The 23,120-nt window shown below is 52.9% G+C and carries 25 protein-coding genes; 13 read left to right on the top strand and 12 right to left on the bottom strand.

Features of this window, described 5'->3' with window-relative positions; all coding sequences use genetic code 11:
- Nucleotides 1–11: 11 nt before the first annotated feature.
- Genes djlA through JW499_RS01660 form a run of 3 tightly spaced genes read right to left on the bottom strand, consistent with a single transcriptional unit; the run spans nucleotide 12 to nucleotide 2,591 of the window.
- A complete protein-coding gene (djlA, locus tag JW499_RS01670) occupies nucleotides 12–857 on the bottom strand; it encodes a co-chaperone DjlA (RefSeq protein ID WP_091362175.1) in 846 nt (281 codons plus the stop codon).
- Entirely contained in the window at nucleotides 847–1,539 is a 693-nt protein-coding gene (gene murU, locus JW499_RS01665) for an N-acetylmuramate alpha-1-phosphate uridylyltransferase MurU (protein ID WP_205208948.1), read from the bottom strand. Before murU ends, djlA begins: the two co-directional genes overlap by 11 nt.
- Nucleotides 1,539–2,591 (bottom strand): aminoglycoside phosphotransferase family protein, encoded by a 1,053-nt coding sequence (locus JW499_RS01660; protein WP_205208947.1) that lies wholly within the window; start codon nucleotides 2,589–2,591, stop codon nucleotides 1,539–1,541. The genes murU and JW499_RS01660 overlap by 1 nt, the downstream gene beginning before the upstream one ends.
- Before the next feature lie 133 nt (nucleotides 2,592–2,724).
- On the opposite strand from JW499_RS01660, the gene JW499_RS01655 reads away from it, so the two are divergent.
- From JW499_RS01655 to JW499_RS01615, 9 genes are read left to right on the top strand one after another with little or no spacing between them, the layout of a single operon-like run.
- Nucleotides 2,725–5,370 carry an LPS-assembly protein LptD gene (locus JW499_RS01655; RefSeq protein ID WP_205208946.1) on the top strand — a complete coding sequence of 882 codons (2,646 nt, stop codon included), beginning with the start codon at nucleotides 2,725–2,727 and terminating at the stop codon, nucleotides 5,368–5,370.
- Nucleotides 5,371–5,395: 25 nt separating this feature from the next.
- The gene (locus JW499_RS01650; protein WP_232846163.1) at nucleotides 5,396–6,652 is read left to right on the top strand and encodes a peptidylprolyl isomerase; all 1,257 of its coding nucleotides are present in this window, start codon (nucleotides 5,396–5,398) and stop codon (nucleotides 6,650–6,652) included.
- Between the two features lie 5 nt (nucleotides 6,653–6,657).
- Nucleotides 6,658–7,653 (top strand): 4-hydroxythreonine-4-phosphate dehydrogenase PdxA, encoded by a 996-nt coding sequence (gene pdxA, locus JW499_RS01645; protein WP_205208945.1) that lies wholly within the window; start codon nucleotides 6,658–6,660, stop codon nucleotides 7,651–7,653.
- A 4-nt stretch (nucleotides 7,654–7,657) separates the two neighbouring features.
- Nucleotides 7,658–8,458, top strand: coding sequence for a 16S rRNA (adenine(1518)-N(6)/adenine(1519)-N(6))-dimethyltransferase RsmA (gene rsmA / locus JW499_RS01640; RefSeq protein WP_205208944.1), 801 nt, complete (start codon nucleotides 7,658–7,660; stop codon nucleotides 8,456–8,458).
- Between the two features lie 19 nt (nucleotides 8,459–8,477).
- Complete coding sequence (apaG, locus tag JW499_RS01635) at nucleotides 8,478–8,864, top strand: Co2+/Mg2+ efflux protein ApaG (RefSeq protein ID WP_205208943.1); 387 nt, start codon at nucleotides 8,478–8,480, stop codon at nucleotides 8,862–8,864.
- 10 nt (nucleotides 8,865–8,874) lie between these two features.
- Nucleotides 8,875–9,696, top strand: coding sequence for a symmetrical bis(5'-nucleosyl)-tetraphosphatase (locus tag JW499_RS01630; protein WP_205208942.1), 822 nt, complete (start codon nucleotides 8,875–8,877; stop codon nucleotides 9,694–9,696).
- The gene (gene glpE / locus JW499_RS01625) at nucleotides 9,696–10,016 is read left to right on the top strand and encodes a thiosulfate sulfurtransferase GlpE (protein ID WP_205208941.1); all 321 of its coding nucleotides are present in this window, start codon (nucleotides 9,696–9,698) and stop codon (nucleotides 10,014–10,016) included. Before JW499_RS01630 ends, glpE begins: the two co-directional genes overlap by 1 nt.
- Before the next feature lie 3 nt (nucleotides 10,017–10,019).
- Nucleotides 10,020–11,144: a hypothetical protein gene (locus tag JW499_RS01620; RefSeq protein ID WP_205208940.1), complete on the top strand. Its 1,125-nt coding sequence runs from the start codon at nucleotides 10,020–10,022 to the stop codon at nucleotides 11,142–11,144.
- Nucleotides 11,141–11,881, top strand: a complete 741-nt coding sequence (locus tag JW499_RS01615; RefSeq protein ID WP_205208939.1) for a pteridine reductase — start codon at nucleotides 11,141–11,143, stop codon at nucleotides 11,879–11,881. The genes JW499_RS01620 and JW499_RS01615 overlap by 4 nt, the downstream gene beginning before the upstream one ends.
- Nucleotides 11,882–11,903: 22 nt before the next feature.
- On the opposite strand, the gene JW499_RS01610 is transcribed toward JW499_RS01615, so the two are convergent.
- From JW499_RS01610 to JW499_RS01575, 8 genes are all read right to left on the bottom strand, one after another.
- Entirely contained in the window at nucleotides 11,904–12,584 is a 681-nt protein-coding gene (locus JW499_RS01610; RefSeq protein WP_205208938.1) for a Crp/Fnr family transcriptional regulator, read from the bottom strand.
- A gap of 112 nt (nucleotides 12,585–12,696) precedes the next feature.
- The gene (locus JW499_RS01605) at nucleotides 12,697–13,914 is read right to left on the bottom strand and encodes a cytochrome-c peroxidase (protein ID WP_205208937.1); all 1,218 of its coding nucleotides are present in this window, start codon (nucleotides 13,912–13,914) and stop codon (nucleotides 12,697–12,699) included.
- 10 nt (nucleotides 13,915–13,924) lie between these two features.
- Nucleotides 13,925–14,227 (bottom strand): nickel-binding protein, encoded by a 303-nt coding sequence (locus JW499_RS01600; RefSeq protein WP_205208936.1) that lies wholly within the window; start codon nucleotides 14,225–14,227, stop codon nucleotides 13,925–13,927.
- A gap of 237 nt (nucleotides 14,228–14,464) precedes the next feature.
- On the bottom strand, nucleotides 14,465–16,366 hold the full coding sequence (locus tag JW499_RS01595) for a M48 family metallopeptidase (protein WP_205208935.1): 1,902 nt from the start codon (nucleotides 16,364–16,366) through the stop codon (nucleotides 14,465–14,467).
- A 37-nt stretch (nucleotides 16,367–16,403) separates the two neighbouring features.
- A complete protein-coding gene (locus JW499_RS01590; RefSeq protein WP_205208934.1) occupies nucleotides 16,404–17,000 on the bottom strand; it encodes a LemA family protein in 597 nt (198 codons plus the stop codon).
- A gap of 38 nt (nucleotides 17,001–17,038) precedes the next feature.
- Entirely contained in the window at nucleotides 17,039–17,548 is a 510-nt protein-coding gene (gene folK, locus JW499_RS01585; RefSeq protein WP_091362159.1) for a 2-amino-4-hydroxy-6-hydroxymethyldihydropteridine diphosphokinase, read from the bottom strand.
- Nucleotides 17,548–17,904: a dihydroneopterin aldolase gene (gene folB / locus JW499_RS01580; RefSeq protein ID WP_205208933.1), complete on the bottom strand. Its 357-nt coding sequence runs from the start codon at nucleotides 17,902–17,904 to the stop codon at nucleotides 17,548–17,550. Before folB ends, folK begins: the two co-directional genes overlap by 1 nt.
- A gap of 55 nt (nucleotides 17,905–17,959) precedes the next feature.
- Complete coding sequence (locus JW499_RS01575; protein ID WP_205208932.1) at nucleotides 17,960–18,274, bottom strand: hypothetical protein; 315 nt, start codon at nucleotides 18,272–18,274, stop codon at nucleotides 17,960–17,962.
- Nucleotides 18,275–18,372: 98 nt separating this feature from the next.
- On the opposite strand from JW499_RS01575, the gene plsY reads away from it, so the two are divergent.
- Nucleotides 18,373–18,963, top strand: coding sequence for a glycerol-3-phosphate 1-O-acyltransferase PlsY (plsY, locus tag JW499_RS01570; protein WP_205208931.1), 591 nt, complete (start codon nucleotides 18,373–18,375; stop codon nucleotides 18,961–18,963).
- 16 nt (nucleotides 18,964–18,979) lie between these two features.
- On the opposite strand, the gene tsaD is transcribed toward plsY, so the two are convergent.
- Nucleotides 18,980–20,029, bottom strand: coding sequence for a tRNA (adenosine(37)-N6)-threonylcarbamoyltransferase complex transferase subunit TsaD (gene tsaD / locus JW499_RS01565; protein WP_205208930.1), 1,050 nt, complete (start codon nucleotides 20,027–20,029; stop codon nucleotides 18,980–18,982).
- Nucleotides 20,030–20,249: 220 nt separating this feature from the next.
- Here tsaD and rpsU point away from each other — a divergent pair, with 220 nt between their 5' ends.
- From rpsU to dnaG, 3 genes are read left to right on the top strand one after another with little or no spacing between them, the layout of a single operon-like run.
- The gene (gene rpsU / locus JW499_RS01560) at nucleotides 20,250–20,465 is read left to right on the top strand and encodes a 30S ribosomal protein S21 (protein WP_019622914.1); all 216 of its coding nucleotides are present in this window, start codon (nucleotides 20,250–20,252) and stop codon (nucleotides 20,463–20,465) included.
- A gap of 45 nt (nucleotides 20,466–20,510) precedes the next feature.
- Nucleotides 20,511–20,960, top strand: a complete 450-nt coding sequence (locus JW499_RS01555; protein WP_205208929.1) for a GatB/YqeY domain-containing protein — start codon at nucleotides 20,511–20,513, stop codon at nucleotides 20,958–20,960.
- A 47-nt stretch (nucleotides 20,961–21,007) separates the two neighbouring features.
- Nucleotides 21,008–22,930 carry a DNA primase gene (dnaG, locus tag JW499_RS01550; RefSeq protein ID WP_205208928.1) on the top strand — a complete coding sequence of 641 codons (1,923 nt, stop codon included), beginning with the start codon at nucleotides 21,008–21,010 and terminating at the stop codon, nucleotides 22,928–22,930.
- Nucleotides 22,931–23,120: the final 190 nt, after the last annotated feature.

Here is a 23,120-nt window from a genome sequence, read left to right as displayed (position 1 = left end):
AGACAGCCTCCTCAGCTGTTTTTTCTCGCCTCGCGAATCCGATCATATGCGGCCTGAATCTCCTGAGTTTTCTCTTTTGCCAGCTGCATCATATCTTCGGGCAACCCTTTGGCCACCAGCTTATCCGGGTGGTGCTGACTGATTAAGCGACGGTAGGCTTTTTTAAGTTCCGCATCAGAGACTGACTCGGCAACCCCCAAAACTCCATAGGACTCTTTCAACAACTCCTGCTCAGAAACATAACCACCCTGGTGTGACTGATAACTATGCTGCTGATAGGAAAACTGAGATTGCATCCGCGCCATCAATGCAGCCATCTCCGCCTGGGACATCTGCAGCAACTGACAAACCTCGCGAATGATGATGGTTTCCGCTTCACTGACCTGACCGTCCGCCATCGCTGCCTGCAACTGAATCTCGACAAACATCAGTTTCAGCGGGATACGAAAACGGATCAACGCACTGAGTGGTCGCATCACCTCTGCGATATCGAAATCGCTTGCCTTACCCTGGGAAAAAAGCTCCATCGCTTCACGCCGGCGCTCATCGCTCAGGCCCATGCGGTTCATCACTTCACGGGCATATTGAATCTCCTCTTCACTGACCCGCCCATCGGCTTTTGCCAGTTTGCCCATAACCGTAAAAGTTGCCCGAAAAAAGGCATCCTGGGGGTTAAGCGCATTACCCAGTGCGTTTTTAAGCAGTGATGACAACGCTACCGCAATACCTGCGCCAAACACTAAACCAAACAGTCCGCCACTCATCAGGCCGATCAGGCCTCCAATAATCAACGCTGTGCGGTTATTCCTGATCACTCTGCCGAGACTGAAACCTGCGTTTTCGCTACTAAATGCCATCTACCCAACCTTTTTTAATATCTTCGCTGACCTCCCGAAGCCGTTCAGGAGTGCCTATATCCCGCCAATAACCACAATAATATTCACCGCTCACCCGCCCGGATCGCATGGCACCACGAAGCAATGGTGCCAGCGGGAATTTACCCTCACTACAGCCATCAAACAACCGGGGGGAAAGCACACTGAGGCCACTGAAGGTTAACCTGTTACTGCCCGTTTCAGATACCAGCCCCTGTTGCAGGGCGAAATCCCCCTCCGGGTTATGTTCCGGGTTTGACACCATCACCAGATGCCCCAGACACTCTTCGGACAGACTTAGTTCCAACAAACGCGCAAACGGGTAATCGGTAAACAGATCACCATTCACCAGCAGGAAAGCCTCACCATCTTCACTTAACCGGGGCAGCGCCCGAAAAATTCCGCCGCCCGTTTCCAGAGGCTCGGTTTCAGCGGACCAGTGCACCTGTGCACCATAACGCCCGCCATCGCCAATATACGCTTCCAGCTGCTCCCCCAACCAGGCGTGGTTGATCACTATATCAGTGACTCCGGCAGCCACCAGTCGTTCAATATGGTATTCAATCAATGGCTTACCCGCCACCGGCAGCAATGGTTTAGGGGTTGTCAGGGTCAGTGGTCGCATCCGGGTACCAAGTCCCGCCGCCAGTATCATCGCCCGCATCAGCTGAACCACTTATCCAGATAGGCGTTATCAAAATGTTCACTTTCATACATTGCGGGTACCACAACTTCCTGCAGCCAGACGGCAAAAGTCAGCAGACTATCATAGCGACCGGCAACACGGATAATATAGTTAAGGGTCCGGGGGATATCGGCAAGATAGCCCGGTTTGCCATCCCGCAGCCAGAGCCGGGCAAAGATACCCGCTGCCTTGAGGTGTCGCTGAGCACCCATCAGGTCAAACCAGCGATAGAAGGTTTCACGGTCATACTGATCGATTAAGCCGTCCGCCACCAACTGCTCACCAAACTGATCAACCCAGCCATACACGCGCATATCGGGCCACTCGATATAGCAGTCACGCAGCAGCGAGACCAGATCATAGGTAACAGGTCCGATCACAGCATCCTGAAAGTCGATCACCCCGGGCGTGTTGTCACCATCCACCAGCAGATTGCGCGAATGATAGTCGCGGTGGACACAGACCCGGGGCTGCTCCAAAGCTGCGCAGATGAGACTCTCAGATACCTCTGATAACAGTTGCGTCACCCCCGGTCCGACCTCGATCGCCAACAGATCAGCCACCAGCCAGTCACGAAACAGATCCATCTCCCGCTGCAATAACTGCCGATCATAAAGAGGCAGGGGATGGCCAGCAATATCCTGACACTGCTGCAACCGGGTCAGGGCAGAGAGAGCCCGGCGGTATAACTCATCGGCACTGTTATCATTCAGCTGTCCCAGATAGAGATCATCACCGAGATCAGACAGCAGCATGTAGCCCAGCTCCAGATCTGCCGCATGCACTATCGGTGCATGAATATCCAGCGGTTCCCATGCCTTTGCGATACAGACAAAAGGGTGACTGTTCTCTTTTTCCGGGGGTGCATCCATCAGAATCCAGCTCATACCATGACTTTTAAGACGAAAATAACGTCTGAAACTGGCATCACCAGACACCGGAATGCACTGCCAGTCCTCAGCCAGATCTATATTCAGTTCGGTAAAAATCTGCTCTACCCACTGTTTCAGTCCGGCCAGCCTTTGTCCCATATCTATCAATCCCCTAGCGTTGTTATAGCTGAATGTTTTATCATGCCATGCTCTATAGGGTATGTTACTCGAATCAAGGTTTAGCGATAAGGGAAATAGACGCTTTTTCTGCGCTTCCTAATGGACAATCTGAATGCCGTTTTCAAGACGTTCTTCCTACACACTTACATTGGCGATCATTGCTGCAATGCCCGCAGTCCTGTTGGCCGCCGAAACCGATTCCGGCATCCGCGATGCGCTTTGGACCTGTACCATGGAGAATGGTCAGAACTGGCAGTGCGACCAGCCGGATCGGACCAATCCCCTCACGGACCAGGAAGGACAACTCCCGGAGGCTCCGGCAGAGGCGCTGCCAGTAACCGACAACGCTGCAGCCACCAAAACAGATACAGCCACGCCTGATCCCGCTTATCAGCAGCAAATCGGCGGTGCATGGCTGTGCGAAGCAAATGCTTCAGGCGGTTGGTCCTGCCTGGATAATCAGCCCACTACCGGGGCTGCTGCAGAACAGAGCTCCCGGACCAGGGTAGCAGCCCCTGCCGATGCAGCCAGCCGGAGCAGTGATCTGCCGGTAATTGAAACCGCGACCCAAAAAGCTGATCTGAGTGATATCCGCTATGCCGAGCAGGACTGGTACCCCATCACCGGTGCGTCAAAGGCGTGTTATGGGGTCTATATTGAACCGGATTCGCAGCTACCCGCAGAAGATGATGCCAGCCTCACGGTGGATGCTGATAGCTCTGAAACCCAGCTAGGAGGTCTGACCCGGCTCGAGGGTAATGTTGAGTTACGTCAGCGGGGACATTTTTTGCGCAGCGATTCCGCAGAGGTCGATCAGATCTCCAATCAGATCACCATGAACGGTAATATTCAGTATCGTGAGCCCGGACTGTTGCTGCGAGGCTCTAAGGCACAGACCAATGCCATCAGTGGGGAAACCGTGGTCAGCGATGCAGACTATGTGGTTCATGAGCGCTCCCTGCGCGGCGAAGCCAAACGCATTATTCGACTGAAGGACAACCGGATAAGGATGGAACACAGCAGTTACACCACCTGTCCGCCGAACGATGAAAGTTGGAAAATTGCTTCAAGTTCGCTGGTGCTTGATCCCAACAGAGGTTTTGGTACAGCGCGCAACGCCACCCTGAAAGTGGCCGATACCCCGGTGTTTTATTTTCCCTATATCGAGTTCCCCATTGATGATCTGCGTCATTCGGGCTTTCTGTTTCCCTCTCTGGGTTACTCCAATGAAGATGGGCTTGAGTTAGCTACACCCTACTATTTCAATCTGGCACCCAACTACGATGATACTCTGACACCGAAAATCTTCACTGAACGGGGGCTGTTGCTGGAGAATGAGTTCCGTCATCTGAATCACTATGGTAAGCAAATTCTCAGCACCGGCTTATTAGTTGATGATACCCAGGCGGACCGTGATCGATGGCTGGTGGGTATCGACCATACCGGAAGCCAGGGAGCCTGGAGCAGTCTGGTGGATTACACTGCCGTCAGCGACAAAAAATATTTTGATGACCTTGGCTCCAGTCTGGCGGTGGATCGTTCCACCCATCTTGATCAACGGGCAGAAACAACCTACACCCGTGAACACTGGTCGGCCACGTTACGTGCCCACAGCTATCAGACCATCAATGACAGTAAATCACCCTACCAGCGTATGCCACAGCTACAGGTTAACGGCAACTACGGTTATAAACTGGGAGAGGAAGTGGTATTCAGTTACCTGGCAGATGTGACCCGCTTTGAGCGAAAAATCGATGACCTGAGCGGCCTTGACCGGGTGACTGGCAGCCGGTTACATGTTCAACCTGCAGTCAGTCTGCCGATGCTCTGGTCCTGGGGTTACCTGACACCGAAGATGAGTTACTGGTTAAGCCATTACGATCTGCAGGATCAGGTCGCCGGACAGGACGATAGTATTAACCGGGCCACAGGAGTATTCAGTATCGATTCCGGGCTGGTGTTCGAACGTCAGCTGGACAACTACACACAGACCTTTGAACCCCGCCTGTTCACCCTCTACAGCCAGCGGGAAAACCAGCAGGGGATCCCGGATTTTGATACCGCCGAAGCAGATTTCAGCTATCAGGGGTTGTTCCGGGAAAACCGCTTTACCGGCCTCGATAAAGTCAGTGATAATCAGCAAATCTCTGTCGGTCTCAGTTCAGGCTTTTTCAGCAACGATGGCAGCGAAATAGCCCGTGTCGGAGTGGCCCAGGCATACTATTTTGCTGACCGCACCGTGCAACTTAATGGCGATACCAGTGTCGATACAGAGGATCAGTCCAACTACGCGGCAGAAGCCTACTGGAACCCCTACTCTGAACTGCGACTGTCGGTCGATACCGAACTGGATCGAAGTGGCTTTAATCCATTAGAGAGCAACTTCAAAGTACGTTACACTCCATCCCTCAATAAGGTTATCGGATTCAGTTATCGCTACCGGGAAGACGTTCGCAGCCAGGCGGAACTCTCATTTATCTGGCCACTGGCACCGGAGTGGACCCTGATGGGGCGCTGGCAGGAGGATATGGAACACTCCCAGACACCTGAAGCGCTGCTAGGCCTTGAGTATGCCAGTTGCTGCTGGAAAGTTCGGGTTGCCGCCCGTAAGTGGATAGAGGATGATAGCGGAGGAAGGGAAGACAGTGCACTGTTTCTGCAATTTATCCTGAAAGGCCTCGGCACCGTTGGCGGTGGCACCTCGGTGCTGGAAGATATTATCGGCTTTAAAGAACGTGAAGAGAATGATGACTACTAATCTCATAGAAAAACTAAAGCCAGGTATGGCTGCCCTTCTTTTGGGCCTCAGCATCTCGGCCAGCGCCGCAGATACCCCACTGGACCGCATCGTTGCAATTGTAAATGATGATATTGTGCTGCAAAGCGAACTGAACGACCGTGAAGCGATGATAAAGTCCCGCCTCAGCTCTCAGGGCCGTGCACTGCCGGATGAACAAACCCTGCAAAGCCAGGTCCTTGATCGACTGATTCTGGACAATATCCAGCTACAGATCGGCGCAGAACGAGGTATCCGTATCAGTGACAGCGAACTGAATGCCTCAATGGAACGGATCGCTGCCAGCTCTAATCTCACTCTGGAACAGTTTCGCGAAGCCCTGATCGCTGAAGGTCAGGATTATGCTCAGGCGCGCCAGCAGATCCGCAACGAGATGCTTATCCAGCGCATTCAACAGCGCATTGTTAACAGTCGCATCAATGTCTCCCAGCAGGAGATTGATAACTACCTCAACTCTCAGCAGGGTGAACAGCTGAGTGCCGCGACCTACAACCTTTCACAGATACTCATTGCAGTACCGCTACAGGCGACTGCGCAGATGATTCAGGCGGCACAACAGCAGGCAAACGAGATCGCCACAGCACTGAAAAACGGCGCCAATTTCGCAGAAACAGCGGTTGCTCAATCCAAGGGCCCCAACGCCCTGAAAGGGGGAGAGATTGGCTGGCGCAAACTCAATGAGATGCCGGAAGAGTTTGCCGCGGTGGTTAAAAAACTTAGTCCTGGTGAATTTAGCGCCCCACTGCGCAGCCCCAGCGGTTTTCATATCCTGAAGGTTAATGATAAAAAAGGCGGTTCAGTACAGCTGGTTGATCAGGTTAAGGTAAAACATATCCTGCTGACGCCAAATGAGATCCGCTCTCCGGCACAGACCCGCCGGGAGATAGAGTCACTCTACCGGAAACTGCAACAGGGAGAGCCGTTCGAAGAGTTGGCGAAACAGTATAGCGACGATCCGGGAAGCGGCTCACTGGGCGGCGACCTGGGCTGGACACAGGCAGGGCAGATGGTGCCTGAGTTTGAAGAGGTAATGTTTGACACCGCACCGGGCAAGATAAGCGCGCCGTTTGAATCCCGGTTTGGCTGGCATATTCTCAAAGTTGAAGATCGACGCCAGCAGGATATGGGCGAAGAGATGAAGACCAATCAGGCCAGGGCCACCATCCGTCAGCGAAAGTTTAACGAAGAGTTGCAAAACTGGCTGCGGGAAATCCGCTCTCAGGCCTATATCGAGATTAAATAATTCAGATGTCCATCTACAGACTGGCCCTGACCCCGGGCGAACCGGCCGGGATCGGGCCGGACCTATGTATTCAGATCGCCCAGCAGGGGCACGACCACCAACTGGTGGTGATTGCCGACCCGCTGATGATGCAGGCCCGGGCCCGCTTACTAAATCTGCCAATCACGCTGATCCCCTATAATGCGGAGGAGCCGGTTAGCCCGACCGCACCCGGCACCTTATGGATTGAACCGGTCTGCCTGGTAAAGACCGCTACACCAGGACAGCTGAACCCGGCTAATGCCCGCTACATTCTCGACACCCTGACCCGCGCAACCCAGGGCTGTCAGAGTGGCGAGTTCGCGGCGTTAGTAACGGCTCCGGTCCATAAAGGGGTGATCAACGATGCCGGCATCCCGTTTAGCGGCCATACCGAGTTTCTCGAACTACTGACCCACAGCAGCAAGGTGGTGATGATGCTGGCAACCGAGGGTTTACGGGTTGCACTGGCCACCACCCACCTGCCACTGGCAGCCGTTCCTGCAGCGATTACCCAACCGTTGTTAGAGGAGGTTCTGACCGTCTTGCATCAGGAGCTGCAGCGCAGCTTTGGTGTGCACAACCCAAGAATCCTGATCGCCGGGCTGAACCCCCACGCCGGAGAAAGCGGCCACATGGGACGGGAAGAGATTGATGTGATTCAACCGGTGATCGACCGGCTCCGGGCTCAGGGTTACAATCTGAGTGATCCATTACCAGCGGATACACTGTTTACCGATAAACTGCTGGATACCGCTGACGCCGTGCTGGCAATGTATCATGATCAGGGACTGCCGGTCCTGAAATATAAAGGTTTTGGCCGGGCGGTTAATATTACGCTGGGGATGCCGATTATCCGCACCTCAGTGGATCATGGTACCGCCCTGGATCTGGCTGGCACAGGAAAAGCCGATTGCGGCAGCCTCTTAACCGCTATTAATTATGCCGCCGAGATGTCGGCTAACCGTCATACCACCGGATGAATGAATGAGTAATAAACCCGCAGGCCATAAAGCCCGTAAACGTTTTGGTCAGAACTTTCTTCAGGACCAGGGCATTATCCGCCGGATTATCAGAGCCATTTCGCCTGGCGAAACTCAACATCTGGTCGAGATCGGCCCGGGACTGGGAGCCATTACCGAAGAGTTACTGGATCTTTGCCAGCGGCTCGATGTAGTGGAGCTGGACCGCGACCTGATACCAATACTGCGCACCAAATTTTTCAGCTATGCGGACAAGTTCACCATCCATGAGGGTGACGCCCTGAAGTTTGACTTCGCCACCCTGCAACAGCAGGGCGAACAGTTGCGTGTCGTCGGCAACCTGCCTTATAACATCTCTACACCACTGATCTTTCACCTGCTCAGCTATGCGGATCAGATTGATGATATGCACTTTATGCTACAGAAAGAGGTGGTAGACCGGCTGGCAGCACAACCTGGCGACAGTGCCTATGGTCGCCTGGGCATCATGGCGCAGTATTACTGCCAGGTAGAACCACTGTTTCTTGTGCCCCCCCATGCCTTTGATCCTGCCCCCAAGGTTGATTCCGCTATTGTCCGCCTGATACCTTATAAAGAGCTGCCTCATAAGGCACAGGATATCAGCAAGCTGGAGGCCGTGGTCCGCACCGCGTTTGGCCAGCGCAGGAAGACCCTGCGAAATAACCTTAAGCCACTGCTTGATGCCGCCGGGATCGAATCGCTGGGGATTGACCCGGGCCTGCGTCCGGAACGTCTCGCCCTGACTGACTTCATCCGGATAAGTGATTATCTGAGCAGTAAATAACAACTTATAACGAAACAATATGATCCTCTCAGAGATATCTCACAACATCGCTATCCAGGTGGAAACAGCCTATTTGCCGGAGCAGTCTGACCCGGACAAAAAACGCTATGTTTTTTCCTATCATATAACCATTACCAACCATGACTCTCAGCCGGTTCAGCTACTACGCCGCCGCTGGCTGATTGTCGATGGTGACGAGCAGGTTCAGGAGGTTGAGGGCGAAGGCGTTATCGGCGAGCAACCGGTGATAGAACCTCAGCAAAGCTACAGTTACACAAGCGGTACAGTACTGGCAACGCGAGTGGGCAGTATGCAGGGCCACTATCAGATGAAAACCAACGACGGCCAGACGTTCAATGCAGATATTGAACCTTTTACCCTGGCGCTCCCTAACGCCCTGCACTGAGGATAGCGCTGTGGCTACCTATGCAATCGGAGATATTCAAGGCTGCTATGATGAACTACAGGCACTCCTTGAAGCCGTCGGTTTTGGCGATACCGACCGACTCTGGCTGGCGGGTGATCTGGTAAACCGGGGGCCAAAATCCCTGCAAACCCTACGCTTCCTCTATAGCATCCGGGACCGGGTGACGGTAACACTGGGCAACCACGATCTGCATTTGCTGGCGGTTTATCACAAGGCGATCAGACCCAAACGATCTGACACCTTTCATGATATCCTCAATGCCCCCGATGCCAAACAGCTGATGAAGTGGCTGCGACACCAGCCGCTGTTAATCACCGATGAGCAGCTTGGGTATACCATGGTTCATGCGGGGATCCCTCCCCAGTGGTCTCTGGGAAAAGCCAGCAAGCGGGCCAGAGAGGTTGAAACTATTCTGCAGAGCACTCTGGCCACGGAGTTTTTCAAGCATATGTATGGCAACCAGCCGGCCTGCTGGTCGGGTAAACTGAAAGGCTGGGACCGGCTCAGAACCATTACTAACTACTTTACCCGAATGCGCTTTTGCGACAGCATGGGTAGAATGGAGTTTTCCGCTAAAGGCACCTTATCCAGCCAGCCAACCGGCTTTCGCCCCTGGTTCAGCCACGAAGGAAAAACCCTGCATGAAACAAAACTGATCTTCGGTCACTGGGCTGCACTGGAGGGAAAAGCAGAGACAGAAAATGTCTTTGCACTCGATACCGGCTGTGTCTGGGGAGGTAAACTCACCGCTCTGCGACTTGAGGATCAGGCATTATTTTCTGTCAATAGTAATATGAGGTATGGCAACTGATGGACAACTTTGAATGTATCGATATCGTCAGAGCCGAGCAACTGATCGCTGAAGGCGCGCTAGTCGCCGATATCCGCGATCCGCAAAGCTATCAGCAAAGCCATATCAGGAATGCCATTCACCTGAGCAATGACACACTGCACGATTTTATCCAGTCTGCGGATATGGATGCTCCCGTAATCGTCTGCTGCTATCACGGTTTCAGCAGCCAGTCAGCCGCCGGCTTTCTGATTCAGCAGGGCTTTGATCAGGTATACAGTCTGGATGGCGGTTTTGAACTCTGGCAAGCCAGCCGACCTGAGCTGTGCTCCAACAGCTAAACCATGCAAACCTATCTGGTTGGCGGAGCCGTTAGAGACAGTCTGCTGGGTTATCCGGTGTATGACCGGGATTGGGTGGTGGTGGGCACCACGCCGGAGCAGATGCTGCAACAGGGGTTCCGCCCTGTCGGTAAGGACTTTCCGGTATTTATCCATCCGGACAGTGGCGAAGAGTATGCCCTGGCCCGCACCGAGCGAAAGTCAGGCAAAGGTTATACCGGCTTTCTCTACCATGCCAGTCCGGACGTCACACTTGAAGAGGATCTTATCCGTCGCGATCTGACCATCAACGCCATGGCGATGGCCGATGACGGCACGATCATCGATCCTTACAACGGCCAGCAAGATCTGCAGTTAAAACGCCTTCGACATGTCTCTCCCGCGTTTTCCGAAGACCCCTTGCGGGTGCTCAGGGTTGCCCGCTTTCTGGCGCGCTATGCCCCACTGGGTTTCCAAATTGCGCCGGAAACCCTGAGCCTGATGCAACAGCTTTCCCATAGTGATGAGCTGCAGCACCTGAGCACAGAGAGAGTATGGCAAGAGTTTCAACGAGCACTAAGTGAAAGTGCACCGCAGCAGTTCCTGTGTACCCTGATGCAGACAGACGCCCTGGCAGTACTTTTTCCTGAACTGTTACCTGCCGCCCAGGATTCGAATACCCTTTCTCAGGTAAGTCAGGCAAGCGATCCCCGTGTGCGATTTGCAATACTCCTGCGCCGCTCATTTGCGGCAACGCCGGCTGAGCAACGCAGTCAGAAAGTTAAACTTTTTTGCGACCAGCGACGGGCGCCCAATGCATACAGGGACATGGCTTTACAGTTCTGCAATCATGCAGATCAGCTTTGTCACTTCAATCAGCTCAACGCCATTCAGCGGCTCGAACTGGTTAAGAACCTTGATCTGCTCAGACGCAGCGAACACCTTAGTCTTCTGTTGCAGGGCTGCGCAGTGATCTGCAATAACGACAACAGCGTAAAGCAGCAACTACCCCTGTTACTCCAGGCATTACAACAGATCGACCCGACGCAGTTAATGGCACAGGGTTTTCAAGGTAAAGCACTGGGTAACGCGATCAGTCAAGCTCAATTAGCGATCTGCCAGCAGCAGATTGACGGAGAATCACTGTGACACAACCCATAGCCCTGATTACCGGTGCCGGACGCAGAATTGGCGCAACCATCACCCGTCAGCTGTGGCAACAGGGCTATCGGGTTATTATCCACTGTCACAACTCCACCGAGGCGGCTGCCGCCATCGCACAAGAATTAAACCTGCAGAGGGCTGACAGTGCCAGAGTATTGCAGGCCGACCTGAACAGCAGTCAGCAGGTGTCCGATCTGGCCAGTAACGCCCTGAGCTGCTGGGGCCGGATCGATCTGCTGGTGAATAACGCCTCGTCGTTCTATCCCACACCGATTGATCAGAGCACTGATCAGCAGTGGGATGATCTGATCAATAGTAATCTCAAAGCGGCCTACTTTCTCGCAGCCAAGCTATCCCCGTCACTCAGACAGCAACAAGGCAACATCATCAATATCGTCGATATTCACGCTCAAAGAGCCTTGCCCGGCTATCCAATCTATTCCATCGCCAAAGCGGGCCTGCAGATGATGACGCTCGCACTGGCAAAAGAGCTGGCCCCCGAGGTGCGGGTGAATGGAGTTTCTCCAGGACCGATTCTCTGGCCGGAGCAGGAAGCGGAAATCAGCGCGGCAGAACAGCAAGCCATTCTGAATAAAACACTGCTCAAACGGATCGGAAGACCTGAAGATATTGCCCAGACGGTACTGTTCCTCGCTAGCCAGAACTTCATCACCGGGCAGATTATCGCCGTTGATGGCGGTAAATCCCTCTATAGTCACTGACCAGGGCTATCTGACCTTAACATCAGCAGGAGATCTGTCGGGCCAGCGCTGAAGGCTGAAGCAACGTAATACGTCCCCGCCCTGTAGCTATTAAACCAGCAGACACCATCTCTCCCAGAATACGGGCGATAACCTCGCGGGAACTGCCTAACCGACTGGCAATCTCCTGCTGTGTCATCAGTACCCGATTGTCGTCACTCGCCTGATGCAATAACAGATTTGAAAGCCGCTGCGACAAACTCCAGCCCTGCAGATGCTCGACCTCCGTCATCAGTTTGAAAACAGCTGAGGAGAGAGCATCGATAGTCAGATTTTGAATCGCGGACTCTTTTTGAAATAACTGTTTGTAGAGCGCCCCGCTAATGATGCAGATCTCTGTTTCCTCTTCAGCCACAACCCAGGCCGGATAAAGTAGCTGATTAAAAAGACAGTTGATGGCGAACACACAGGTTTCCCCGGGACGGATCAGATAGAAAGTCGACTCGTGCCCACTGGGTGTATAAGAAAAAACTCTCAGGCAGCCTTTTACGACGACATAAGCGCCGGATACTTTGTCGCCTTTATGAACCGGTATCCGGTTTTTCGCCACCTGAATGGTCTGGACAGACCGTAGTAACTGCTGTGCTTCGCGGGAAAGATCCAGAAAGGCGCTCAAAGGCGTCACCCTCTGCTCTGATATGTCGCCACTTTTTTGCTTAGCCATCAGTGCTATTCCATTGCTAAAACGACTCTAAATCTTCACTTTTTGCACCCGTGACATTCTGAAAACCGATAGCGGACAGATCACTATCTTTCAGAACCCCTGAATAACGAACTTACCGGGTCGTCAGATGTTGCTGTTCAGCAGCGGTCAGCCGGCGGCTACTCAGTGCCTTCAGAAACGCCACAATATCCTCAACCTGCTGATCGGTCAGATCCGGATTTTCGATAATACCCAATTTTTTAGCCGACCACTGAAAACTTCGCTTCTGGCTTCTTGCCAACTGAGTTCTGGCCATAATCCGCACTACGTCACGCAGATCATCTACCGCACCATTATGAAACCAGGGACCGGTCAGCGCCACATTACGTAGCGAAGGTACCCGCCAGACTGCCGGACCGTCACTCTCTGTATTCAGCCCATACTGCTGTGTAATCGGATCTGGATTAGCCGGAAACACTCTAAAGGGTAAGCCGCTGTTATAAATACTGGCCGCACTAAAATTAGGTCCGAAATGGCAGTGTACACACCCGGTTTTTTCAAACAGCACCATGCCACTGAGCTGCTGCTCTGTCAGGGCCGCGCTATCCCCCCTGACGTAATCATCGTAGGGCGAATCATTGGTGATCAGCGATCTTTCATAGCTGGCAATGGCCCGGACAATGTTAGCAATGGTAATATCCGGCTCATCCGCAAACGCAGCGGCAAATTCCGGTTGATAGGCCGCTTGCTCCTTCACCCGTTCAACAATTTGGGCGGGGGATAGCATCCCCATCTCAATCGGATTGAGAAACGGCTTAATAGCCTGCTGCTCCAGAGACGCCGCCCGACCATCCCAGAACAGACGTTTCTGAAACGCGGCATTCCAGACGGTGGGAGCATTGCGGTTACCTTTCTGACCGTTTATTCCGGTAGATACCGGCGCCCCATCTGTACCGGCATAGCTGTACAGTTCATGGCAGGAAGCGCACGCCAGGGTGCGGTCAAGAGACAGGTTTTTATCAAAAAAAAGCTTTTCACCTAAAGCAACTTTTGCCGCTGTGGTGGGGTTTTCAAGCGGTGCCGGGGCATCCGCTGGCAACGTCTGCCAGAGATATCCCGGAACCGGCTCAACCTCCTGCATGACAACCGCGTCGGGAACAGCAGGCCGCAGATCCGGCGCGTGACGCGCAAAGAAATCGTCAGGGACACTGTTTAAAAAGCTATAGACAGCCAGTTTAATCCCCAGGATGACCAGCATCACTGAAACGGCAACCAGCATCAACCAGTGCCCCACCCTGCGATTTCTGACTCCGGCCTGAGTCGCTGTAGATTTCCGAACATCAGTCATCATCCGCTACCTCTCATGCAACCGCAGAAAAGAACAGATCACCCGGAGTCACACTCTGTACCTCTGTGATCGTGTTAAACGGTAATCCAACCCGCTGATGTGCCCGGGCCACGGCATCACTCTCCTCAGCAAGTGTCAGACAGAACGCTTTGCCCGCCTCAACACCGGTAAAGATTTTTAACGGCACCACCCCTTCCGCTTCACAGGCTTGCTTATACTGTTCATAAAACTCGGCGAACTGAGGTTTAGTAATTCCCGCCGGAAAGGTTCCACTCTCAACATCATGTGTGTCCAGAAAGAGTTTCATTTTCTTCATTGTCGCGATCTCCTGTTAGTTTAGAGCTTTAATCTAAACCACAGAGCCCGCATCGTTCTGTAACCTATGCTACAAAGAAGAAATTTTTTCTGATAAACATGACTCCCTGCGAAAAGAGGGGCATATCAAAAGGTAAAGACGGAGTAACAGCGCGAATTCAACGTGTCAGACAAGAGTTCAGAGGTGTAGTGAATAGTGACCGGCTTCACCACCGACAGAGCCGGTCATAGGCTCGAACTATTCCTCATCAAGGCCAATCAGAGGGCTTTCCATCACAGCGGCAATTGCGGTGATCAGTTCACGCTCTACCGCCACTATCTGACCATCATGGCGTACCACCTGCACCATCCCCTTCAGCATCCGCTGCCGGATAAACGGCGTGGCCGCTGCCAGCTCGGAGACCGAGGCAGCAAAGCGTTCACGGGTACACTCTGCACGCGGCACAGGTTTCAGGTTATACAGACCGGCCACACCGGCGCCCCGGTTAAATGCTTTCAGGGTCATCTCATCCGACATCTCGCCATGATCAGCCAGCGTCGAAATAACCACCGCATAATATTCGGCAAGCGCTCCCATGTCATCGTAACGGTTTTGCCGCTGACGTGACGCACCAAAGTGGGCATCACAGAAGCGACTCACCAGTTGATACAGCACCCACTCAAACAGATCAATCTGCTGATCGGCCCGGACTACCTGGAGCAACAGCCGCTTAAACGCTTTGTACTGACTGGCGGATTGTGACTTAAGCGCGGGCAGTGTCAGCTCAATCAGCTGAAGATATTCAGCACGGGGCAGCTGCTGAAAGTGGCCCAGACAGTTGTAGAGACGATCCGCCAGCGCGGCATCCTCCGCCGCGATCAGTTTTAACTGCTTATCCCTGACCTGACTATCACCATCCATCAGCAAGCCAAGCAACACAATCCGGGCATCATAAGGGTCCCGCGCCAGATGATAGAGATCATTATCCGCCGATTGCGCCCCGGCTGACTGACCTTCCGCCTGATAGTCAAGCAGCTCAGCGCCGGCCAGGGAGCCGATAAGCGTCTCGATGATCGCCGTTCCCGCAAGATTTGTTTTGATCGCTTTATCCGTACCGGCCTCAGCGACTCGCAACGCCGGCTGAGGCTCAAGATATTTACCATCCCAGTGTGGATCAACTTTACGGATCCTGACATCAATGGGGGGATGGGTTGACCAGATCCAGCCCGGCATCACCGCAGAGAAGAACAGGTGTCCGGCTTCCTGACACTCCGGATGGTTCAGATGCCCCTGAAAACGACTGCCACCAATCACTTTCAGCGCCCCGCCAATACCGTCTGGATTGCGGGTAAACTGCACCGCCGAGGCATCCGCCAGAAATTCACGTTGCCGGCTGATGGCAGCCTTGAGCATATTGCCAACCATGACCCCGCACCAGCCGACCACCATCAAGCCCAGCCCCAGCAGCACCAGATACCCCCGACTGGAACTCTTGGATCTTGTAGAATCCGCCCACCAACTGGTTCTGCTGCTGGCAAAAACCCGGCCGAGTTCAGCAAAAAACACCATCCCATGCAGCATCACCAACAAACGCATATTGATGCGCATATCACCGTTAAGAATATGGCTGAATTCGTGAGCGATTACTCCCTGTAACTGATCCCGGTTAAGACTATCCAGCGCGCCCCGGGTGACGCAGATTGCAGCATCGGTCAAACCTAACCCCGCAGCAAAAGCGTTGATACCCGCCTCATGCTGCATCACATACACAGGAGGAACAGGCACTCCGGCAGCCAGCGCCATCTCCTCAACCACGTGGATTAAGCGTCGTTCGGCGGTGTCACGGGTCAGGGGCTGTACCTGCTGACCTCCAAACATCTCGGCAACCGCTCCGCCCCCTTTTTTCACATCCAGCCACTTTAACCAGGCGGCAAACAGCAACAGCAACGCGATAGCGACCGCTACTACAAAGATGCGCTGCCAGCTCAGATAATCCAGGAACACCCGGTCGGGGAGTGCCATAGGGTCATCATTGACCCAGAGATACCAGGAAAACAGCAGATTGATCAGTATGACCAGACCGATATTAAGCAGAATAAAGAGCAGTAGCAGAATGCGACTGCTCTTGCGGGCCTGATCCTGAGCCGCATAGAAGTTCATCGATAGTCCCTATCTCAGATACGGAGAACTGACAACATCAAAAGCTGACTTTTGGCGCAACCTGCAGCTGCTCCCGATCAGCAAACTCCAGCAGAGACGCATCCCGGACATGGCCAAAGGTGCCTGCCAGCAACACCGGAGGGAAGCTCTGTTTGTAGCTGTTGTAGTCAGTGACCGCATCGTTAAATGCCTGACGGGAGAAGGCGACGCGGTTTTCAGTAGAGGTTAACTCTTCACTCAGCTGACGCATATTGGTGTCTGCTTTCAGCTCAGGATAAGCCTCTACCACGATGCTGAGCTTACCCAGCGCACCCTGCAGGCCACCTTCAGCCTTCGCCAGCTGCGACAGCGCCTGCGCACTACCCGGATCAGCGGCGGCCGCTTTAAGCCCTGCCATCGCTTCATTACGCGCGGCAATCACCGCTTCCAGCGTCCCCCGTTCATGCTCAAGATAGGCTTTCGCCGTTTCCACCAGATTGGGAATCAGGTCGTAGCGACGTTTCAGCTGCACATCGATTTGTGAAAAACTGTTCTGATAGCGGTTTTTCAGTGTTACCAACCGGTTGTAGATCGCCACCACATAGAACACCAGTGCAACGATGATAACCAGAAAAACCAGTGATCCCATTCCCATTGTATAACTCCTTTAGCCATTAAAGTTCCGCCTGTTATTCAGGCAGAAAGGTCCTTCTCGTGCCAGATAAACGACACCGGATGCAGTGATTGTTTCTCTTTATCATAATCCAGCCACAGTTGCTGATAGGTCTCAGCCAGAACAGGGTGGCGGGCCTTAGGGGCCAGTTCAGCTAACGGCCAGAGTACAAATGCATTCTCGGTGATCTCCTCCCGCGGCAGGGTAACGCCGTCAATCTTACCTATCAGAGCATCATAGGTAAGAATATCGATATCCAGCGTCCGGCCACTGAATTTCGGTGATGTCCGGCAGCGGCCGTTATCATCCTCGATCATCTTTAGTTTTTTGCTCAACTCGCCGACGGACAAATCGGTTTTAAAAGACGCTACCAGATTGTAGAAGTTGTCTCCGTCAAAACCGACCGGCACACTTTCATAAACCGGCGACAGGGCCAGCTTTTCAAAGTTCGCATCCAGCGCATCAAGACAACGTCCAATATAAACTTCACGATCAGTATTACTACCGATACTTACATACACCTGAGCCATCAGAAGCGCTCTCCCCGTTCAATTATTACACCGACATCCTCAGCCATGGGTACTGCACCAGGCTTCCCCAGTTTCAGCTTCAGCCAACGCACACCAAACTCATTCAGAATAATCTGAGCAATCTCTTCAGCCATCGTCTCTACCAAAAGAAACTCGCTGGTTTCAATAAAGCTGATTAAGCGATCTGAAACGCTTTTATAATTAAGGGTGCTGTCTATATCTTCAGAAGCTGCCGCCTGCTGAATATCCGTTGCCATCTTAAGATCCAGACACACCGTCTGACGAATCTCTCGCTCCCAGTCATAGATTCCGATGACGGTCTCTACCTTTAGCCCCTTAATGTACACAATATCCAAGACAAAACCCTTACACTCTTGCAATCAACATCAGACTGCCCTAAAAAGCACCTGCTTAAAAGGGCTCCGTTAGCGATCTTTTAGAACGCGTCCAACCTGTTTTAATTATCATACGCCCGGAAACCTGCACCAGCATATAACGGCCATTACGCTGCCAGATATAACGCCGGGTAGAACAATACTTACGCTTCAGCTGAATAATATGATTACAGGTCTCCTTGCTGATCAGACGCTGCTGCTCTTTGCCCCAATGAGCATAAAGACTTTCGATATTATCACCCGCATGGATCAGACTGCCATCCTCCATCCGCAGTCCTGCGAAACAAGTGTTTACCTGCAATATCAGTATTAACACTATCCATTTCATCATCCCTGAACCTCCCTGTCGCACCGCTTTCAGCTTTCATCCAACGCTGAAGTGCGCTATAAAAAATAGTTTACTCTCTATAGCAACAGCGGAAACGGAATATGATCGAAGCAGATGCCGTCACAACGCTGACCATTATGCTGGTCGGCTATCTGCTGGGCTCAATTCCCTTTGCCGTGCTGATTTGCCACTTTATGGGGATCGGCGACCCTCGTCAACTGGGCTCGGGAAATCCCGGCGCAACCAATGTGTTGCGCACCGGAAACCGCCCGGCCGCCCTCCTGACACTGACCGGAGACCTGAGTAAAGGCATGCTGGCGGTGTCCATCGCACTATGGGCAGGCCTCAGTCAGTTCGACCAGGCGTTGGTGGGAATTTCAGCCCTGATCGGCCATGTATGGTCGGTTTTCTTACGATTCCGGGGCGGAAAAGGGGTTGCCACTATGATCGGCAGCTGCCTGTTTCTCGACTATCGTCTGGCCCTTGCCCAGTGCACTGTATGGCTTACAGTGATAGCAATTCGGCGCATCTCATCGCTGGCAGCAGTCAGCATGTCGCTGTTAAGCCCGCTGTTTAGCTGGTTTCTGGCGCCACAGTTACTGCTGCCCATCATTATTATGAGCAGTCTGATTCTGGCAACTCACCATCAGAATATACGTAACCTGCTCAACCGCCGGGAAAGCCGGCTCTGACCGGGATCTCAGTAATTCACTTAACATCAGCACCGTGGTGCTGTATCGGCTCCAGCGTATCCAGCGGCCAGCGGGGAACACACTGAATTGACAGATCGCTCTGCTGTCCTGCCAGCAGACGCTGACAACCGGCATAGGCGATCATCGCACCGTTATCAGTACAAAACTGTGGCCGGGCATAAAACAGCTGAGCCCGCTCTTTTTTCACCATCACCTCAAGGCGGTCGCGCAGACGCTGGTTGGCGCTGACCCCTCCGGCAATCACCAACTGTTTAAAACCAGTTTGCTGGAGTGCCCGGCGACACTTAATCGCCAGAGTTTCAACCACCGCTTCTTCAAAGGCTGCAGCGATATCGCGGCGATCTTTATCACACAGTTCAGCATCAACCCTGAGATCGTTGGATGTATTCAGGGTAAAGGTTTTCAAACCACTGAAACTAAAGTCAAGGCCGGGGCGGTCGGTCATCGGGCGTGGAAAGCGAAACCGTTTACGATCCCCCAGTTCAGCCAAACGCGCCACCTGTGGCCCGCCGGGGTAATCCAGCCCCAGCATCTTGGCTGCTTTATCAAATGCTTCACCGGCGGCATCGTCCAGTGATTCACCCAGCAGAGTATACTCACCGATTGCGTCAACCTGAACCAGTTGCGTATGGCCGCCGGACACCAGCAGCGCAACAAACGGGAACGCCGGTGGTTGTGGCTCCAGCATCGGCGCCAACAGATGTCCTTCCATATGGTGCACACCGATAGCAGGAACCCCCCAACCCAGCGCCATCGCCCGACCGGTAGATGCTCCAACCATTAATGCCCCAATCAACCCAGGCCCTGCCGTATAAGCAACCGCATCGAGCTCTTCTGGCCGGGTATCAGCCTGAGCCAGAACCTCTTTTACCAGTGGCAGCAACTTGCGAACATGATCGCGGGAGGCCAGCTCTGGCACAACACCCCCATATTCTGCATGCATCGCAACCTGGCTGTAGAGCGCATCACCCAGCAGGCCTGCCTCACTATCATAGATAGCCACACCGGTTTCATCACAGGAGGTTTCGATTCCAAGCACACGCATTGTTAAAGGTTCTCACTCATAATCATAAATAAATTGCTGCACGCAAAGCCGCAGGGCGACTCACAGGGCGCCATTATCATCCATTTTAACAATCATTTCATCGTATTTAGGCTTTACACTGCCGGATCATAAGAATAAAATACCGGCCCTTATTGGCCAGCTGTGTCTTAAACTCAGCGGAACAGACATTAAATTTCTACAGGAAAGGTAAGGTATTTATATGCCAGCAGTTAAAGTTAAAGAAAACGAGCCATTTGACGTAGCTCTGCGTCGTTTCAAACGTTCTTGCGAAAAAGCCGGTGTACTGGCTGAAGTGCGTCGTCGTGAATTCTACGAAAAGCCAACTTCAATCCGTAAGCGTAAGGCTGCTGCTGCTGTTAAGCGTCACCTGAAGAAAGTTCAGCGCGAAAACCAGCGTCGCGTTCGTCTGTACTAAGATCTTCACCCCGCATTAAACAGCCAATACAGCCAGGAGAGCGGTATGTCCGAACTGAAGCAACGCATCAGTGACGAGATGAAAGCAGCCATGCGCGCGAAAGCAAAAGAGCGCCTGGGTACTATCCGCATGATTCTGTCTGAGCTCAAACGCATCGAAGTCGATGAGCGGATTGAGCTGGATGATGCACGTGTACTCGCGATACTGGATAAGATGCAAAAACAGCGTCGCGATTCGATCGAGCAGTTTAACACTGCTGGTCGGGATGATCTGGCCAATATTGAGCAACAGGAACTTCTTGTGATTAAGGAGTTCCTGCCTCAACCCCTGACTGAAGCAGAACTTGCAGAGATTGTTGCTCAGGCGGTAACCGATTCCGGTGCACAGAATATGCAGGATATGGGCAAAGTCATGGCCCTGGTTAAACCACAGGTTCAGGGTCGCGCAGATATGGGCGCCATCAGCCAACTCGTCAAAAACGCTCTGAATAGTTAAAATAACTGCTGACCATCCTCCCCTCAATCAGCAGGTAGTCTGACACTATGGCCGGACGCATACCGCAAAGTTTTATTGACGATCTTCTGGCGCGAGTCAACGTACTCGATATCGTCGAAGCCAGAGTCAAGCTCAAACGCACCGGAAAAAACTATTCCGGACTCTGTCCGTTTCATAAAGAAAAGTCCCCCTCATTCACCGTTAACAATGAAAAACAGTTCTATTACTGTTTCGGCTGCGGTGCAGGCGGCAATTCACTCGGCTTTCTCATGGAGCATGACCGCTTAAGCTTTCCGGAAGCGGTCGAGGAACTGGCCAAACTGGCCGGTGTTGAGATGCCCAAAGCAGAGGGCCCTGTTGATCATCAGCGCGAGCAGCGCATCAAAGATATCTATGCACTGCTGCAGGAAGCCTCTGAATATTACCAACAGCAGCTGCGCGAACACCCCAACAAAGAGATCGCGGTAAACTACCTGAAGAACCGGGGCCTGACCGGACAGTTTGCCGCCCGCTTTGGTATCGGTTACGCCCCACCGGGGTGGGACAACCTGTTAAAAAAACTCGCCCGGGACGAAGAGACCAAGCTCCGGCTCGAGCAAGCAGGCATGCTGATCAATAAAGAAGATTCTGATCGTTATTACGACCGCTTTCGTGAACGCATTATGTTCCCCATCCGGGATATGCGCGGCCGGGTGATCGCATTTGGCGGCCGGGTTCTGGGGGATGAGAAACCCAAATATCTGAACTCTCCGGAAACTGATACCTTCCACAAAAGCCGTGAACTTTACGGCCTGTATGAAGCCCGTAAGTACAACCAGAGCCTCGAACGTCTGATCATTGTAGAAGGCTATATGGATGTTGTCGGCTTAGCTCAATACGGCATAGGCTACGCCGTTGCCACCCTGGGCACCGCGACCACAGCGCAGCACCTTGAGCGCATCCTGAAGATGGTACCTGAAGTTATATTCTGTTTTGATGGCGATGCCGCGGGCCGTAAAGCAGCCAAACGAGCATTGGACACAACAATGCCCGTTATCACCGATGGTAAGCAGGCGCGTTTTCTCTTCCTGCCAGAGGGAGAAGACCCCGACAGTCTGGTAAGACAGGAGGGCTGCGACGCCTTTGAACAGCGAATCAACGAGTCACTGCCTCTCTCAGATTTCTTTTTCAAAACCCTGGAAGAGGGTGCGGATATGAGCTCTCTGGACGGACGCGCCCGCTTCAGCAATCAGGCCCTGCCTCTGATTGACCAGATGCAGCCAGGCATTCTTAAACAGATGATGCAGGAGAAAATTTCCGAGCTGACCGGACTCAGTCTTGAACAGCTGATCAGCGTCAACAACCTACAGGAAACCACCCACGCTCACGCCACGCCGGAGCCAGATTATTATCAGGGCGAGCCAGATTACCCCGATGACGGATACTTTGACTACCCACCTGAACAGAGCGATTTCAGGTCCGATAAAAAACCGGGAAAAGAGTTCACCAAAGGCAGCAAAAAGTTTCGCCCTGCCCCGCCTGGCGGCTCCGCGGTTCACTTCAATCCGGCCAGCACGGCCGTATCCATTCTGCTGCACCTGCCCACCCTGGCAGACCATTGCGGCGACCTTGAGATACTGAGCGCCAGCCAGGAGGAAGCAGAGAAGCTTCTCTATCAGCTCAACCGCTATCTGCAGGAAAACCCTGGTGTCACTCCTGGCATTCTGGCCGTTGACTGGCAAGAGCACGACCACCTGAAACCCCTGATTCGACAGCTGAATGAGATTGCCCATCAGACGCCCATCATTGACGCCAGCAATGCTCAGCAGGTTTTAAGTGACTGCCTCAATCGCCTGCAGGAACGCCATCTCGACAGAGAGATTCTGCAACTCAAATCCCAGCCACACCTAAGCAGCGAAGATAAACAGCGACTCAACACCCTGATCATGAAGCAGGCGGGAAGCCGGTTAAGAAAAGCGCCTGAAAAATAACCAGACTGTATTGAAATTCCGCAAACCACCCCCATTTACAGAGCTACAGAGCAAACTAAGGCCCGGTTTTCATTTTTCTGCACAGCGCATTGAAAAATAGTCTATTTTAATAGATGAAATATCCCTATAACCCTACGCGGTCTGTAGAATTTATACCCCGCAATCGCTATAATGTCGGGCTAATTTTTTT

Origin of the sequence: Amphritea pacifica, from assembly GCF_016924145.1 — a bacterium.
Taxonomy (GTDB): Bacteria; Pseudomonadota; Gammaproteobacteria; order Pseudomonadales; family Balneatricaceae; genus Amphritea; species Amphritea pacifica.
Note: the sequence above shows the minus strand (reverse complement) of the source record. Positions and strands in the feature narration are given on the sequence as shown.